Annotated in this window: 14 protein-coding genes; 8 read left to right on the top strand and 6 right to left on the bottom strand. The window is 70.8% G+C overall.

Features of this window, described 5'->3' with window-relative positions:
* Window positions 1-50 precede the first annotated feature (50 nt).
* The 3 genes from tyrS to AB0M70_RS36190 form a co-directional block, all read right to left on the bottom strand.
* Window positions 51-1,319 carry a tyrosine--tRNA ligase gene (gene tyrS / locus AB0M70_RS36200; protein WP_365827037.1) on the bottom strand — a complete coding sequence of 423 codons (1,269 nt, stop codon included), beginning with the start codon at window positions 1,317-1,319 and terminating at the stop codon, window positions 51-53.
* An 82-nt stretch (window positions 1,320-1,401) separates the two neighbouring features.
* Window positions 1,402-2,796, bottom strand: coding sequence for a TldD/PmbA family protein (locus AB0M70_RS36195; protein WP_365827035.1), 1,395 nt, complete (start codon window positions 2,794-2,796; stop codon window positions 1,402-1,404).
* Window positions 2,793-4,316 carry a TldD/PmbA family protein gene (locus AB0M70_RS36190; RefSeq protein WP_365827033.1) on the bottom strand — a complete coding sequence of 508 codons (1,524 nt, stop codon included), beginning with the start codon at window positions 4,314-4,316 and terminating at the stop codon, window positions 2,793-2,795. The genes AB0M70_RS36195 and AB0M70_RS36190 overlap by 4 nt, the downstream gene beginning before the upstream one ends.
* 185 nt (window positions 4,317-4,501) lie before the next feature.
* On the opposite strand from AB0M70_RS36190, the gene fabG reads away from it, so the two are divergent.
* The 3 genes from fabG to AB0M70_RS36175 all read left to right on the top strand — a co-directional run bounded on the left by fabG (window position 4,502) and on the right by AB0M70_RS36175 (window position 6,467).
* Window positions 4,502-5,221 carry a 3-oxoacyl-[acyl-carrier-protein] reductase gene (gene fabG, locus AB0M70_RS36185; protein ID WP_365827031.1) on the top strand — a complete coding sequence of 240 codons (720 nt, stop codon included), beginning with the start codon at window positions 4,502-4,504 and terminating at the stop codon, window positions 5,219-5,221.
* A gap of 5 nt (window positions 5,222-5,226) precedes the next feature.
* Entirely contained in the window at window positions 5,227-5,988 is a 762-nt protein-coding gene (gene fabI, locus AB0M70_RS36180) for an enoyl-ACP reductase FabI (protein ID WP_363207922.1), read from the top strand.
* Window positions 5,989-6,131: 143 nt separating this feature from the next.
* Window positions 6,132-6,467, top strand: coding sequence for a hypothetical protein (locus tag AB0M70_RS36175; RefSeq protein WP_365827029.1), 336 nt, complete (start codon window positions 6,132-6,134; stop codon window positions 6,465-6,467).
* Window positions 6,468-6,495: 28 nt separating this feature from the next.
* Here the strand turns inward: AB0M70_RS36175 and AB0M70_RS36170 are convergent, their stop codons facing one another.
* Entirely contained in the window at window positions 6,496-7,188 is a 693-nt protein-coding gene (locus AB0M70_RS36170) for a FadR/GntR family transcriptional regulator (protein WP_365827027.1), read from the bottom strand.
* A gap of 145 nt (window positions 7,189-7,333) precedes the next feature.
* Here AB0M70_RS36170 and AB0M70_RS36165 point away from each other — a divergent pair, with 145 nt between their 5' ends.
* From AB0M70_RS36165 to AB0M70_RS36150, 4 genes are all read left to right on the top strand, one after another.
* Window positions 7,334-8,638, top strand: a complete 1,305-nt coding sequence (locus tag AB0M70_RS36165; RefSeq protein ID WP_365827025.1) for a CynX/NimT family MFS transporter — start codon at window positions 7,334-7,336, stop codon at window positions 8,636-8,638.
* A gap of 98 nt (window positions 8,639-8,736) precedes the next feature.
* Window positions 8,737-8,853 carry an SGM_5486 family transporter-associated protein gene (locus AB0M70_RS36160; RefSeq protein ID WP_263974370.1) on the top strand — a complete coding sequence of 39 codons (117 nt, stop codon included), beginning with the start codon at window positions 8,737-8,739 and terminating at the stop codon, window positions 8,851-8,853.
* 168 nt (window positions 8,854-9,021) lie between these two features.
* Entirely contained in the window at window positions 9,022-9,246 is a 225-nt protein-coding gene (locus tag AB0M70_RS36155) for a hypothetical protein (RefSeq protein ID WP_365827023.1), read from the top strand.
* An 88-nt stretch (window positions 9,247-9,334) separates the two neighbouring features.
* Window positions 9,335-9,853 carry a histidine phosphatase family protein gene (locus AB0M70_RS36150; RefSeq protein ID WP_363207917.1) on the top strand — a complete coding sequence of 173 codons (519 nt, stop codon included), beginning with the start codon at window positions 9,335-9,337 and terminating at the stop codon, window positions 9,851-9,853.
* A 66-nt stretch (window positions 9,854-9,919) separates the two neighbouring features.
* On the opposite strand, the gene serB is transcribed toward AB0M70_RS36150, so the two are convergent.
* Both serB and AB0M70_RS36140 read right to left on the bottom strand, forming a co-directional pair.
* On the bottom strand, window positions 9,920-11,134 hold the full coding sequence (serB, locus tag AB0M70_RS36145) for a phosphoserine phosphatase SerB (RefSeq protein ID WP_365827021.1): 1,215 nt from the start codon (window positions 11,132-11,134) through the stop codon (window positions 9,920-9,922).
* A 536-nt stretch (window positions 11,135-11,670) separates the two neighbouring features.
* A complete protein-coding gene (locus tag AB0M70_RS36140; protein ID WP_365827019.1) occupies window positions 11,671-13,425 on the bottom strand; it encodes a streptophobe family protein in 1,755 nt (584 codons plus the stop codon).
* A 264-nt stretch (window positions 13,426-13,689) separates the two neighbouring features.
* Between AB0M70_RS36140 and AB0M70_RS36135 the strand changes: the two genes are divergently transcribed.
* A complete protein-coding gene (locus tag AB0M70_RS36135; RefSeq protein ID WP_365827017.1) occupies window positions 13,690-16,296 on the top strand; it encodes an FHA domain-containing protein in 2,607 nt (868 codons plus the stop codon).
* Window positions 16,297-16,335: the final 39 nt, after the last annotated feature.

The following is a 16,335-nucleotide window of genomic DNA, read 5'->3' as shown; positions in this document are numbered from 1 at the left end:
GGGCCGGTCCGTACGGGCCGGCCCCTCTCACCTGCACACGGGAACGCGCGTCAGCCTGCCGTGACCTCGACGGCCGCCAGGTTCTTCTTGCCGCGGCGCAGCACGAGCCAGCGCCCGTGCAGCAGCTCGTCGCGGGACGGGACGGCGTCCTCGGAGGCGACCTTCGCGTTGTTCACGTAGGCACCGCCCTCCTTGACCGTGCGCCGGGCCGCGGACTTGCTCGCCACCAGGCCGACCTCCGCGAGGAGGTCCACCACCGGGCCGAGCTCGGCGACCTGGACACGCGGCAGCTCGGAGAGGGCCGCGCTCAGCGTCGCCTCGTCGAGGTCACCGAGTTCACCCTGGCCGAACAGGGCCTTGGAGGCGGCGATGACCGCGGCGCACTGGTCGGCGCCGTGCACCAGCGTCGTCAGCTCCTCGGCGAGCGCGCGCTGGGCCGCACGGGCCTGCGGACGCTCCTCGGTGAGCTTCTCGATCTCCTCGAGCTCCTCGCGGGACTTGAAGCTGAGGATGCGCAGGTACGTCGAGACGTCCCGGTCGTCCACGTTCAGCCAGAACTGGTAGAACGCGTACGGCGTGGTCATCTGCGGGTCGAGCCAGACGGCGCCGCCCTCGGACTTGCCGAACTTGGTGCCGTCCGACTTGACCATCAGCGGCGTGCCGACGGCGTGCACCGTGGCGTCCGGCTCCAGGCGGTGGATCAGGTCGATGCCCGCGGTGAGGTTGCCCCACTGGTCGCTGCCACCGGTCTGCAGCGTGCAGCCGTAGCGGCGGTAGAGCTCCAGGAAGTCCATGCCCTGCAGGAGCTGGTAGCTGAACTCCGTGTACGAGATGCCCTCCTGGGACTCCAGGCGGCGGGCCACGGAGTCCTTGGTCAGCATCTTGTTCACGCGGAAGTGCTTGCCGATGTCCCGCAGGAACTCGATCGCGGACATGCCCGCGGTCCAGTCCAGGTTGTTGACCATCACCGCGGCGTTCTCGCCCTCGAAGGACAGGAACGGCTCGATCTGCGAGCGCAGCCGGGCCACCCAGTTCGCCACCGTCTCCGGGTCGTTCAGGGTGCGCTCGGCGGTCGGCCGCGGGTCACCGATCTGGCCCGTGGCGCCGCCGACGAGTGCCAGCGGGCGGTGGCCCGCCTGCTGGAGCCTGCGGACGGTGAGGACCTGCACCAGGTGCCCGACGTGCAGGCTGGCCGCGGTCGGGTCGAAGCCGCAATAGAACGTGACGGGGCCGTCCGCGAGCGCCTTGCGCAGTGCATCTTCGTCCGTGGACAGGGAGAAAAGGCCCCGCCACTTCAGCTCGTCGACGATGTCCGTCACGGTCGTGTGTCTCCTTGAAAGGTGTCTGGCCGGTCGAAAGGCTTCTGGCCGGTACCGGCTGGCACCGGCCAGTCTATGGGCGTCACACGCCTTGGCTGACCGAGCTCATGTTGAAGTCGGGGATGCGCAGGGCGGGCATCGCGGCCCTGGTGAACCAGTCGCCCCACTCCCTGGGCAGCGTCTTCTCCGTACGCCCGGCCTCCGAGGCGCGGCCGAGCAGGTCCACCGGCGACTCGTTGAAACGGAAGTTGTTCACCTCGCCCACGACCTCGCCGTTCTCGACGAGGTAGACGCCGTCCCTGGTGAGCCCGGTGAGCAGCAGGGTCGCCGGGTCGACCTCGCGGATGTACCAGAGGCAGGTCAGGAGAAGGCCGCGCTCGGTGCTCGCGACCATCTCCTCCAGGGAGCGGTCGGTGCCGCCGTCCAGGATGAGGTTGTCCATGGCCGGGGCCACCGGAAGGCCGGTGAGGCCCGCGCTGTGCCGGGTGCTGGTCAGATGCGCCAGCTCGCCCGCGCGCACCCACTCGGTGGCGGTCAGCGGAAGCCCGTTGTCGAAGACGGAGGAGTCGCCGCCCGAGGCGTGCGCCAGCACGAACGGCGCGGACTCCAGGCCCGGCTCGTGCGGGTCGCTGCGCAGCGTCAGGGGCAGCTCGGCAAGGCGGTCGCCGACGCGGGTGCCGCCGCCCGGCCTGGAGAACACCGTCCGGCCCTCGGCCGCGTCCCTGGCCGACGCGGACCACAGCTGGTAGATCAGCAGGTCGGCGACGGCGGTCGGCGGAAGCAGCGTCTCGTAGCGCCCCGCGGGCAGGTCGACGCGCCGCTGGGCCCACCCAAGGCGCTTGGCGAGCTCCGCGTCGAGGGCCGCCGGGTCTACGTCCTTGAAGTCCCTGGTCGCACGCCCCGCCCACGCCGACTTCGTGCGGTCGGGGGACTTCGCGTTGAGCTCCAGGGTGCCGTTGGGCTGGTCGTGCCGCAGGCGCAGGCCCGTCGACGTCCCCAGGTAGCTCGACACGAGCTCGTGGTTCGCGAAGCCGTACAGCTCACGCCCGCCCGCGCGTGCGGTGGCGAACGCCTCGCCGAGCGCCGGGGCGAAGCCGTCGAAGACCGTGGAGGACGTCTCGAGCGGCGCGTCCCTGAAGTCCGCGGACTCCTTGCCCCCGGCCACCAGCGGCTGCGCGTCCTCGGCGGGACCCGCCCCGCGCGCGGCGTGCTCGGCGGCGCGGACCAGGGGCTCGAGATCGGCGGCGGTAACCGCCGAGCGCGAGACGACGCCGGACGCGGTGCCTTCCTTGCCGTCGACGGTCGCGACGACGGTGAGGGTGCGGCCGCGGGTGACGCCGTTCGTGGTCAGGGCGTTGCCCGCCCAGCGCAGGTTCGCGGTCGAGTGCTCGTCGGCGATGACGACGCAGCCGTCGGCGGTGGACAGTTCGAGGGCACGCTCGACGATCTCGTGCGGCTTGTTCGTACGAGAGCTCATCGACCCGCCTCCTGCGTGGTGTTGAGGATGTTCACGCCGCGGAACAGGGCCGACGGGCAGCCGTGCGAGACCGCCGCGACCTGGCCCGGCTGGGCCTTGCCGCAGTTGAAGGCGCCGCCCAGCACATACGTCTGCGGGCCGCCGACCGCCGCCATCGAACCCCAGAAGTCGGTGGTCGTCGCCTGGTACGCGACATCGCGGAGCTGTCCGGTGATGCGACCGTTCTCGATGCGGTAGAAGCGTTGCCCGGTAAATTGAAAATTGTACCTTTGCATATCAATTGACCAGGATCGGTCGCCCATGACGTAAATGCCCCGATCCACGCCTCCGATCAGATCCTCCGTGCCGAGCCCGGCCGGATCCGGCTGAAGCGACACGTTCGCCATGCGCTGCACCGGCACATGGCCGGGGGAGTCCGCGTACGCGCAGCCGTTGGACCGCTCGAAACCGGTGAGTTTCGCGATGCGCCGGTCCAGTTGGTAGCCGACCAGGGTGCCGTCCTTCACCAGGTCCCAGGACTGCCCGGCCACGCCCTCGTCGTCGTACCCGATGGTCGCGAGGCCGTGCTCGGCCGTCCTGTCACCCGTCACGTTCATGATCGACGAGCCGTAGGCGAGCTTGCCGAGCTGGTCGAAGGTGGCGAACGACGTCCCCGCGTACGCGGCCTCGTAGCCGAGCGCGCGGTCCAGCTCCGTGGCGTGGCCGATGGACTCGTGGATCGTCAGCCAGAGGTTCGAGGGATCGACCACGAGGTCGTACGAGCCGGCCTCCACGCTCGGCGCCCGCATCTTCTCGGCGAGGTGCTCCGGGATGCGCGCGAGCTCGGCGTCCCAGTCCCAGCCGGTCCCGGTGAGGTACTCCCAGCCGCGCCCGGCCGGCGGCGCGAGGGTCCGCATCGAGTCGAACTCGCCGCTCGTCCCGTCGACCGCGACCGCGGTGAGCTGCGGGTGCAGCCTGACCCGCTGCTGCGTGGTCACCGTCCCCGCCGTGTCCGCGTAGAACTTGTTCTCGTGCACGGTGAGCAGCGAGGCGTCGACGTGCGAGACGCCGTCGGCGGCGAGCAGCCGTGAGCTCCACTCGGCGAGCAGCCCGCTCTTCTCCTCGTCCGGCACGGAGAAGGGGTCGATCTCGTACGCCGACACCCACGTCTTGTCGGCGTGCACGGGCTCACTCGCGAGCTCCACGCGCTCGTCCGACCCCGCGGCCCTGATGACCTTCGCCGAGAGCTTGGCCATCGCCACGGCCCGGGACGCGACCTTCGCCGCCGCGTCCATCGTCAGATCGACACCCGAGGCGAACCCCCAGGTCCCGCCGTGCACGACCCGGACCGCGTACCCCAGGTCCGTGGTGTCCGACGTGCCGGCCGGCCTGGCGTCCCGAAGCCGCCAGGACGCGCTGCGCACCCGCTCGAGGCGGAAGTCCGCGTGATCCGCCCCCAGGGCACGCGCACGGGCCAGGGCGGCGTCGGCCAGCGCCCTGAGCGGCAGCGCCGTGAAGGCTTCATCGATGGAATGAGGCACGGGTGTCTCCCTGCTGTCGGCACCGGTCGCTCAGATCATGTCGCGCGTGAGGGGCCGGCGGCCAGAGATTTCTGTAGGGACCCGACAGGGAGTCCGGTACGCCACTGTCGGTCGTCGATTCTCCGTATGGAGCACCGTACCGATAGGTTTTCGAGGTACCAGACCGCTATCGAAAGGGTGATCCGTTGAGCCGCTCGGTTCTCGTCACCGGAGGAAACCGGGGCATCGGCCTCGCCATCGCCCGCGTCTTCGCCGACGCCGGCGACAAGGTCGCGATCACCTACCGCTCGGGTGAACCGCCCCAGGCCCTCACGGAGCTCGGAGTCCTCGCCGTCAAGTGCGACATCACTGACGCCGAGCAGGTGGAGCAGGCCTACAAGGAGATCGAGGAGAAGCACGGTCCGGTGGAGATCCTGGTGGCCAACGCCGGGATCACCAAGGACCAGCTCCTCATGCGGATGTCCGAGGAGGACTTCACCTCCGTCCTCGACACCAACCTCACCGGCACCTTCCGTGTCGTGAAGCGCGCCAACCGCGGCATGCTGCGCGCCAAGAAGGGCCGCGTCGTGCTGATCTCCTCGGTCGTCGGCCTGATGGGCGGCCCGGGGCAGGCGAACTACGCCGCCTCCAAGGCGGGCCTGGTCGGCTTCGCGCGCTCGCTCGCCCGTGAGCTCGGGTCGCGCAACCTCACTTTCAACGTCGTGGCGCCCGGTTTCGTCGACACCGACATGACCAAGGCGCTGACCGACGAACAGCGGTCGAACATCATGGCGCAGGTGCCGCTCGGCCGTTACGCGCAGCCCGAGGAGATCGCCGCCGCGGTGAAGTTCCTCGCCTCGGACGACGCGTCGTACATCACTGGAGCCGTCATCCCCGTTGACGGCGGATTGGGCATGGGTCACTGATCACCATGAGCGGAATTCTCGACGGCAAGAAGATTTTGATCACCGGCGTTCTGATGGAGTCCTCCATCGCGTTCCACGCGGCCAAGGTCGCGCAGGAGCAGGGCGCCGAGATCATCCTCACCGCCTTCCCGCGCCCCACGCTCACCGAGCGCATCGCCAAGAAGCTGCCCAAGCCCGCCAAGGTCATCGAGCTCGACGTGACCAACCAGGAGCACCTCGACCGGCTCGCGGGCCTGGTCAAGGACGAGCTCGGCGGCCTCGACGGCATCGTGCACTCCATCGGCTTCGCCCCGCAGGGTGCGTTCAACTTCCTCGAGGCGACCTTCGAGGACGTCGCGACGGCGATGCACGTCTCGGCGTTCTCCCTGAAGTCGCTCACCATGGCGTGCCGTCCGCTGATGCCGAACGGCGGCTCCGTCGTGGGGCTGACCTTCGACGCGCAGTTCGCCTGGCCGAAGTACGACTGGATGGGCCCGGCCAAGGCCGCCCTGGAGGCCACGAGCCGCTACCTCGCCCGCGACCTGGGCAAGGAGAACATCCGCTGCAACATGATCTCGGCGGGTCCGATCGGCTCCATGGCCGCCAAGTCCATCCCGGGCTTCGCCGACCTCGCCGACGTGTGGAACACCCGTTCCCCGCTGGACTGGGACATGGCCGACCCGGAGCCCGCGGGCCGCGGCATCGTCGCGCTGCTCTCGGACTTCTTCCCGAAGACGACCGGCGAGATCATCCACGTCGACGGCGGCGTGCACATGATGGGTGCCTGACGTCCGACCAGGCATCGCGTACGTTCCCGACGCCCCGTCCCCCGCACCGAGCGGGAGGCGGGGCGTCGCCCGTTCGGCCCACTGACCAGGCGAGGTCGGGGCGGGGCCGCGCACCCTGGAGTGTGCGCCCGTCACCTCCTGCGGTGCTCGCCGCTCTCACCCTGCTGATCGCCCTGTCGTACGGCGCCGCCTCGCACGCCGTCGGAGGAGCGAAGCCGCCCCGCGCGCGCGTGGCGGCCGCCGAACCGCGGCCCTTCGGCGCGGAGTGCCGCACCAGCGTCGAGGGCTCGGACGCGGTCGTGCACTGCCACAACCCGTACCCCGAGACCGACCGGGTCCGGCTGCACGTGGAGTGCGAGCAGTGGTGGGACATCGACAGCGACGGCGCGTTCGTCGAGGCGGGGCCCGCGCAGACCGTGCGTCTCACGGGGCGGTGCTGGAAAGAGATCCGGGCCGTCTGGGTCAGCCACGAGAAGTGAGGGCCGGGGGCGCGAAGGGGCCAGGGAATCAGGGGCGGGCGGGGTCCTCGAAGAGTTCCCTGCGGCACATGAAGGGGTAGCCGGCGGCCTCCTTGGCCGCCGCCTCCGCGTCGTTCTCCCGGATCGCGTCGACGAGCCGGGCGTGGTCCATGTGGCTCTCGGGGGTCAGCTCCTCGCCGATGTCCTCGCGCAGCCAGTCCACCATCACCTCGCCGAGGTCGGCGTACATCGCCGTCATCGCGTCGTTGTGCGACGCGGCCACGACGGCCAGGTGGAAGGTCGCGTCGGCCGCCACGAAGGCTTCGGCGTCGCCCGACGCCCAGGCCTCCTCGCGGCGCTGCAGGAGGGCGTCGAGCTGCTTGAGGTCGCGCTCCGTGCGGCGCTGCGCGGCGAGCTTCGCCGCGCTCGACTCCAGCGTGCTGCGCAGCTCCGCGATGTGCCGCGGGTCCGTCTCGGCGAACCTGCGCTGCATGACGCCGGCCAGCTCACTGGTCGCGACCACGTAGGTGCCCGAGCCCTGGCGGATGTCGAGCAGGCCGTTGTGCGCGAGGGCGCGGACCGCCTCCCGGACGGTGTTGCGCGCCACGCCCAGCTGCTCGACCAGCTCGGGCTCGGTGGGGATACGGGAACCGACCGGCCACTCGCCCGTGGAGATCTGGTTGCGCAGCTCGGCGATGACCTGCTCGGAGAGCGCCGATCGGTGAGGGGTGGTCAGCGGCATGACGTTCCTTCGTGCGCGGGATGACGGGCGGGGCCGTGCGGGACGAGGTTACGGGGTGATGTGACGCGGTCGGCTTGCGATCGGACTGCCATCGGACTGTCATCGGATTGGACAGCCAATCATCCCATGATTCTATGATGGCCCCATGGCTAGTGAGGAATCCACGACGATGACACCGACACCGACGACACCGATACGCACCGGCGCGGCCACCGGGGCAGCTGAGAAACAGCCCCCCACGCGCGCGTGGGCGACGCGTCTCGTCATGGTCGGCATCGTCCTGGCCGCCCTCAACCTCCGTCCGGCCATCACCAGCCTCGGCTCCCTCCTCGAAGAGGTGCGTGACGGGCTCGGCATGAGCGGCACGCTCGCCGGGCTGCTCACCTCCGTCCCGCCGCTCTGCTTCGCGGTCTTCGGCGTGATGGCGCCCCGGCTCGCCCGCCGGTTCGGCCCCAGCGCGGTGGTCTGCGCGGGCATGGTCGCCATCGCCACGGGCCTGGCGATCCGCCCCTTCCTGGGCGGCACCGTCGGCTTCCTCGCCGCGAGCGCGCTCGCCCTCATGGGCATCGCGGTCAGCAACGTCCTGATGCCGGTGATCGTCAAGCGCTGGTTCCCCGACCGGGTCGGCTCGATGACCGGGCTCTACTCGATGGCGCTCGCCCTCGGCACCTCGCTGGCCGCGGCCATCACCGTGCCCATGACCGACGCGCTGGGCGGCAGTTGGCAGAACGGACTCGTGGTGTGGGCGGCGCTCGCCGTCGTCGCCGTCGTGCCGTGGGTGCCCCTCGTGCGGGACCGCTCGGCCGCGTCGGCCGCTCCGGAGCACGTCAGCTCCGAGGTGCGCCAGGAGGACGCGCAACTGCGCATCACTCGCAGCCGTACGGCATGGGCGCTGGCCTGCTTCTTCGGGCTCCAGGCCACCGCCGCGTACATCACGATGGGCTGGATGCCGCAGATCTTCCGCGACGCCGGGGTCCCGGCGGGGGAGGCCGGCGTGCTCCTCGCCGTCACCATGGCGATGGGCGTCCCGCTGGCCTTCGTCATCCCGCGGGTCGCCACCCGGCTGCCGAACCAGGGCCCCGTGGTGGTCGTGCTCGGCGCCTGCGGTCTCGCCGGATACGCGGGCCTCTACCTCGCCCCCGAGAGCGGCGCCTGGGCGTGGGCCCTGCTGCTCGGCGTCTCCAACTGCGCCTTCCCGCTGGCCCTGACCATGGTCGGCATGCGGGCCAAGAGCAGCGTGGGCGTCGCCAAGCTCTCGGCGTTCGCGCAGAGCACCGGCTATCTGATCTCGATCCCGGGGCCGCTCCTGGTGGGCGTGCTCTACCAGCACAGCGGCGGCTGGGGGCTGCCGATCGCGCTCATGGCGGGCCTGATGGTGCCGCAGATCGTGGTGGGCATCCTGGCGGGCCGCAACCGCACGGTCGAGGACGAGGTCGCCGCGGCCGCCTGACCCCGGCGGAGACCCCTCGCACCTTCGGCGCAGACCCGGCGGAGACCCGTCGGACCCCCGGCGGAGACCCCTCGGACAAAGGGTGCGAGACTCTCCCCATGCCCGTGCTCGACCCGAACCCCCAGAACGGCCAGAAGAAGCTGCTCCTCGTGCTCGGAGCGATGCTGGCCATCACCGTGATCATCGGCATCATCGCCTCCATCGCCTCGCCGTGAACTGACCCCGGCGGGGCCGATGGTGGGGTTAGCACCACCATCCCCTAGGGGGTCAGTGTCAGGGTCAAGTGGGTGGATCACCGGATGTGCTGAGGGTCGCCCGATCCGTACCTTCGAAGTGTGCCCGCGAGGACGCGGCACGCAGGACTCGAAGACCACGGAGGCGGCATGTCGGCCCGTGCGCACACTCGGCGCCACCCGGGAGCCCCGAAGGATTCCGCGAGCGTCGAGATCCAGCTTCCGTGGTGGGCCATCGCCCTCCCCGCCATCGCCTTCGCGGCCCTGCTCCTGCTGATACTGAACCCCGCCGACGCACACGCGGCGAGCGGCGATCCGGTCGTCACGCATGTGCTCGAGCGCATCCAGGAGACCGTGTTCAGCACGACCCCGTGACCTGCCCCGGCGGGACGCCGTCACCCGTCGCGGGGGAGCACACCAACTCCCTGCGCCCGCTGGCGGGTTTCATGCGAAGCTGGGACGCATGAGCGTCGCAGAACCCCGCAGGATTGTCCTTTTCCGGCATGCGAAGGCCGACTGGCCGCAGGTGACCGACCACGAACGGCCCCTCGCGGAGCGCGGCCGCAAGGATGCCCCCGTGGCCGGGCGCAAGCTCGCCGACAGCGGCATCCCTTTCGACCTGGCCCTCTGCTCGACCGCCGCCAGGACCCGCGAGACGTGGAAGCTCGCCGTCCATGAGCTGCCGCACCGGCCCAAGACCGTCTACGAGGAGCGGCTGTACGAAGCCTCTCCGGGCGAGCTGATCGCCGTGCTCAACGAAACCCCGGACGACGTACAGAACGTCGTACTGATCGGCCACAACCCCGGAGTGCAGGGGCTCGCCGACATCCTCGCGGGCAAGGCCGAGGGCGACGCGCGTACGCGGATGGACCGTCGCGGCTTCCCGACCGCGGCCTTCGCCGTCCTGACGTACTCCGGCTCGTGGAAGGCCCTGGAGCCGGGCGTCGGCACCCTCACCGACTACTGGGCGCCCTCCGACTGACCCTCGGACGCACCTACACCGATGGCCCCGGTACCGCAGTGGTACGGGGCCATCGGTGTAGGTGCGTCAGTCGGTGTGCGTGTCCGCCGCCTCGACCTCTTCACGGGTGACCCCGAGGAGGTAGAGGACGGTGTCGAGGAAGGGCACGTTCACCGCGGTGTGCGCGGCCTCCCGGACGACGGGCTTGGCGTTGAAGGCGACACCGAGCCCGGCCGCGTTCAGCATGTCGAGGTCGTTGGCGCCGTCGCCGATCGCGACGGTCTGCTCCAGCGGGAGCCCGGCCTCGTCGGCGAAGCGGCGGAGCAGCCTGGCCTTGCCCGCACGGTCCACGATCTCCCCGGTCACCTTGCCGGTGAGCTTGCCGTCGACGATCTCCAGGGTGTTGGCCTGGGCGAAGTCGAGGCCGAGACGTTCCTTCAGGTCATCGGTCACCTGGGTGAACCCGCCCGAGACGACGCCCACTTGGTAGCCGAGGCGCTTGAGCGTACGGATGAGGGTGCGGGCGCCGGGGGTGAGGCGGACCTCGGTGCGGACCTTCTCGACGACCGAGGCGTCGAGCCCGGCGAGGAGCTCCACGCGGGCGTGCAGGGACTGCTCGAAGTCCAGTTCGCCGCGCATCGCGGCCTCGGTCACCTCGGCGACCTTGTCCTCGCAGCCCGCGTGCGCCGCGAAGAGCTCGATCACCTCGTCCTGGATGAGGGTCGAGTCCACGTCCATCACGATGAGCCGCTGGGCGCGGCGGTGCAGGCCCGCGGCGACGACGGCCACGTCCACGCCGAGCTTCGCGGCCTCCAGGGCGAGGGCGGTGCGCAGCGGCTCGGTCTCCGTGCCGGACACGGCGAACTCCACTGCCGTGACGGGGTACTTGGCGAGCCGGAAGATGCGGTCGATGTTGCCGCCGGTCGCGGTGATGCTGGCGGCGATGGCGGCGGTCGACTCGGCGGTCAGCGGGTGACCGAGCACGGTGACATGGGAGCGGCCGAGGCCACGCGGGCGGTTGTCACCGATGCCCGAGATGATCTCGGCCTGCATCTTCAGTGAGTCGGCCCAGCTGTGGACGGTGGACCGCAGGTCGCCCTCCAGGCCGGCCGGCGGCTCGGTCACGAGCGCGCACAGCACTATGCGGCCACGGGTGACGACCTGCTCGATGTCGACGACGTCGACCGAGTAGGCGGCGAGGGTGTCGAAGAGGCCTGCGGTGATTCCGGGACGGTCCTTGCCGAAGATCTTGACGAGGAGCGTGGGGACATCGGCGGGCTGCGGGGGCTGCGAAGCGCTCATGGTGAGGCCCACGGTATCCGGCGCCCCACGGGGACGTGCCGCCGGTCCGCTTGGCGGACACCTGGTCGGCTGCGCCGAGCGTCGCGTCACCGCCGCTTCACGGCGAAATCTCCCCCGGACCCGACTGCGCGCCGCTGCCCCGCCCTTGCCCCGCCGCAACGCGGCGGCTTCCCCCTCCCGCCCACCCGCCACCCCACGGCTGCCGGTCGCCCCAAGCCCGACGGCCCGCTGCCCTGCCCGGCTACGCGGAGTCCCCCTCCCGCCCACCCGCCACCCCACGGCTGCCGGTCGCCCCGAGCCCGACGGCCCGCTGCCCTGCCCCGCTACGCGGATTCCCCCTCCCGCCCACCCGTCACCCCATGGCCGCCGGACGTCCTCAGCCCCGATCGCCCGATCGCCACGCGCTCCCCGCAGCCCTCGGGTTCTCCCACCCTCGATACGGCACGGTCGACGCCGCGGGGTGAACGGGTGGGTGGGAGGGAGAGATCCGCCGCGAAGCGGCGGGACAGGCAGCCCCATCGCCGGCGCGGGGCCTACTACCGCCCCCGGCCACCCCGAGGCCCCGGCGGCGGAGGTGGCGGCGGCGGAGGTGGTGGCCAGTCGCCGTTGCCCGAGGAGCGGGGCCGCGGCTTCGGCTGCGGAGGCGGCGCGACCGGCCCGATGACCGTCGGCGACCCGGACACATCACGTGGCGGCCGCAGGTAGGGATTGGTGTCCGGGTTCGAGGGCCGGTAGGGCGCGCCGGGACTGTACGGCCCGGCAGCCCCAGGCGCTCCAGCCCCAGGGACGCCCGCCCCAGGAACACCGGACCCAGCCGCACCACCCGCACCACCAGCCCCCTCAGCCGAAGACGCCACCCCAAGCGCAGCACCAGCCGCACCCCCCACAACCGCAAGCGGCGAAACCCTGCCCCCCGCGGCCCCACTCGCCACCGCGAGCAACGCTCCCACCGCCCCCGCACCGGCGCCCCAAGCCGCACCCAGCAGGAACGCCATCCCCAGCTGTCCGTGCAGCTCGATCCCCGCCCCGAACGCGTCGAAGCCGAGCACCGAAAGCGAGGCGTCCGCGGACACCCCCGTCAGCCACACCAGCAACGGCAGCGCCAGCGCCGTCAGCACGCCGAGCCGCACCGCGCACTGCCCCGCGAACCGCAGGGCGCCCGTCTCCCCACGTGAGTAAGGAGTGCGGACGGCGGTGAGCACCCCCGCGAACAGGATCATCAGCGCCGCCGCGACCCCGAGGAGCCAGACCCGGCTGTCGAGCTCCGCGAGCCGCCCCAGCGTCACCGCCTCCGGCCCCGCGCCGCCCGAACCCGTCAGCAGGTCGTCCATCGGATCCGGCAGGAGCTTCGCCAGCTCGCCCGTCGCCTCGCCGTCCCACGGCACCAGGAGCCCGACCGGCACCCCGAGCCATACCCCGTTCGGCGCCCCGAGCAGCGCGGCGCCCGCGATCCGCTTGGGGTTGGCGTCGCCGATCATCGCGTACAGCGCCGCCGCGAGCCCGGCGAGCACCGCCACGAGCGCCACCGTGACCAGTGCGGACGCGGCGGGCCGCACCACGCGGTGCAGGGCGTCCCACCCGCGTGGCAGCGGCGTACGACGTGAGGCGAGCAGCGCGATCACCAGGACGCCGATCACCCACACCGCGCCCCCGAGCAGCGTCGGGCCCGTGTCCACGGTGAAACCGACGGCCGCCTTCGCCTGTGCGAGATCGCCGAGCCGGTCGGGCAGCAGACCGCCGATGTCACCGAGCCCGTCGGGGAGTTTGTCCGTGATGTCATCGGGGAGCTGGTCGACGCCCTCCTCGATGCCCTGGTCGATCCCCAGCTGGTCGCCGTCGATCGTGATGATGTCGTGACCCGCCCACGCGAGCCCCCCGAGCATCGCCAGAAAGAGGGCGATCACCGCACCCGCGCGCGCGACGAGTTCGGCCGGGGTGATCACAACTCCCGCCCCGCGCAAGGAACGTAGGAAAAAATACGCAAGGAGGACCGCTCCCGCGAGCCCGACGCCCAGTGGCGCGACATCGATCGCGGTGGTCGCCTCGGCGCCGTCGAGTCCGAACGCCGACACGTCACCGGACGGGGTGACCGAGCCACCCGCGCCGAGCGCGACCACGGCAGCCGTCATCGGCCCCAGGGACCCCACCGAATCCGCGCCGAGGAGATGCAGACCGAGCGCCGCCGTACCCGCCATCCCGACAAGAGCCCAGCTCACGGCGGCAATCGCGGAGAGCAGCACATCGCCCCACCGCACGCCCCGGCCTTCGGCCCGCTTTTCGCCGGTCTCCATCTGGACCCCCCGCCTCACACCGCGACGCCCGTTTCGTACGAGATGTGCGCAATGCTCATGATCCGTATGCACTCATGGGCGGTTACTACTCTCCGGGGCGGTTTCTGCCCCGTCAACGGGGCGGTCATGGAGGCCCGTACGCAGTCTTCACAAGGCCCGACTTTCGGTCAGAGGCCTCCGCCTGAAATAGTTCCTCCCGATGTTCGACATCCCTAGACTCCCCATGACGGGGGCTAGCTCGGGGGACAACTCAGTGGGGCTGGAGTGCCGGAACTCGTACTGGAATTGAATGGAAGGACCTGGACGCTCGATCCGTCCAGGTCGTACACCCTCGGACGTGATCCGCAGGGGGATCTCGCGCTTGACGACGCCAGGGTGTCCTGGCGTCACGCCACGATCAGCTGGAGCGGCCGTAGTTGGGTCATCGAGGACCACGGCAGCACCAATGGCACCTTTGTGCAGGGCCAGCGGATCCACCAGATGGAAATCGGCCCCGGCTCGGCGGTGAACCTCGGCAACGCGACCGACGGTCCGCGGCTGAATGTGACCGGCAGCGCCTCGGGCGCCGCCGCCGTGTCCGCACCGCAGCAGGCCGCCCAGCAGGCACCGGCCCATCAGGCGCCGCACCACCAGGCACCGCAGCACCACGCGCAGCAGCAGGGCGGCCCCGGCTGGGCCGCCAAGTCGCCTGAGCCGCAGGCGCCGCAGTACCAGGCGCAGCAGCAGATGCCCCAGCAGCAGGGCTGGCCGCAGCCGCAGCAGGCCGCTCAGCACCAGCATCCTCAGCAGCCGCAGGTCCCGCAGCAGCAGGGTCCCGGTGCGGGTTCCGGCGGTGTCGCGGGGGCCCCGCCGGTCTACGGGGACCGCAGCCCGACGACGTTCCACCAGCTCTCGCTCGGCCGCAAGATGCGCATCGGCCGCGCCCTGGAGAACGAGCTGGTCGTCTCCGACCTCCAGGTCTCGCGGCACCACGCCGAGTTCACGGCCACTCCGGACGGCCGCTTCGAGATCCACGACCTCGGCTCGCACAACGGCACGTACATCAACGGTCAGCCGGTCGCGAAGTCGGGCACGGCCCTCATCGGCCCGAACGACATCGTCAGCGTCGGCCACTCGACGTTCCGGCTCGTCGGCGACCGGCTCGAGGAGTTCGTCGACACCGGTGAGATCTCCTTCTCCGCCCGCCACCTCACGGTGACGGTCGACGGCGGCAAGGACATCCTCAAGGACGTCTCCTTCGGCGTCCCGGAGAAGTCGCTCATCGCGGTCATCGGCCCCTCGGGCTCCGGAAAGTCCACCCTCCTCAAGGCGCTCACCGGCTACCGGCCCGCCAACAAGGGTGACGTCCTCTACGACAACCGGAACCTCTACAAGCAGTTCGCCGAGCTGCGCCAGCGCATCGGTCTGGTCCCGCAGGACGACATCCTGCACAAGGAACTGACCGTCAAGAAGGCCCTCAAGTACGCCGCCAAGCTGCGCTTCCCCTCGGACACCAGCGAGCAGGAGCGCGAGCAGCGGATCGACGAGGTCCTGCGCGAGCTCAAGCTGGACATCCACAAGGAGAAGAAGGTCACCTCCCTCTCCGGTGGCCAGCGCAAGCGCGTCTCGGTGGCCCTCGAGCTGCTCACCAAGCCGTCGCTGATCTTCCTGGACGAGCCCACCTCCGGCCTCGACCCGGGCATGGACCGCGACGTCATGCAGCTCCTGCGCGGCCTCGCGGACGACGGCCGCACGGTCCTGGTCGTCACGCACTCGGTCGCCGAGCTGGCGATCTGCGACAAGCTCCTGGTGATGGCGCCGGGCGGTTCGGTCGCGTACTTCGGTCCGCCGGAGGAAGCGCTCAACTTCTTCGGCTACTCGACGTGGGCGGACGTCTTCTCGGCGTTCGAGAACTACCGCGACTACGACTGGGCGGGCCGCTGGAAGGGCTCGCAGCACTACCAGATGTACGCCGCCGACATCGACGCCGTGGCCGCGCAGTCCGTCCACATGCCGCCGCCGCAGGCGATCAGGCCGCCCAAGCCGCAGGGCTGGGGCTCACAGCTGTGGACCCTGATCCGCCGCTACACCTCGGTGATCGCCTCCGACAAGGGCTTCATGGGCCTGATGGTGATCCTGCCCGCGGTCCTCGGCATCGTCAGCGTCGTCATCCCGGCCGACTTCGGCCTCGCGCCCCCCAAGCCGCCGGCGAAGTTCAACGGCGACGCCGGAACGATCATGCTGATCCTCGCGGTCGGCATGTGCTTCTCCGGCGCGGCCAACTCCGTACGAGAACTGATCAAGGAACGGGTCATCTACGAACGGGAGCGGGCCACCGGCCTCTCCCGCTCGGCGTACCTGATGTCCAAGGTCATCGTCCTCGGCGTGATCACGGCCTTCCAGGGCGTCATCATCTGCGGCATCGGCTTCGCCACCCGCGACATGCCGGAAGAGGGCCTGATCATGCCCCCGGCCGTCGAGATCTGCCTGGTCATCATCGCCCTGGGCTTCACCTCGATGATGTTCGGCCTGGTCATCTCCTCGCTGGTGAAGACCTCCGAGAAGACCATGCCGCTCCTGGTGATGTTCGCGATCGTCCAGGTCGTCTTCACCGGCGTGCTCTTCCAGGTCTACGGCTCGCCGGGCCTCGAACAGTTCGCCTGGCTGATGCCGTCGCGCTGGGCCATCGCCGGCGCGGGCGCCACGCTGGACCTCGCGCACCTCATGCCGCCGTGGGACCCGAAGAAGCCGGGCGACCTCGACCCGCTGTGGGAGCACTCGGCGGGCCAGTGGGGCATGAACATCACGATCCTGCTCCTGATCGGCATCGCCTGCGGCTTCGCGGTCGCACGGCTGCTGCGCCGTCACGAGCCGGAGGTCATGCGCAAGTAGCGGGCCCGTCACGACGACGAGAAGGGCGGCACCCCCTGG

It is taken from the genome of Streptomyces sp. NPDC051214 (genome assembly GCF_040682375.1).
Lineage (GTDB): Bacteria > Actinomycetota > Actinomycetes > Streptomycetales > Streptomycetaceae > Streptomyces.
This window is presented reverse-complemented; position numbering and strand designations above follow the sequence as displayed.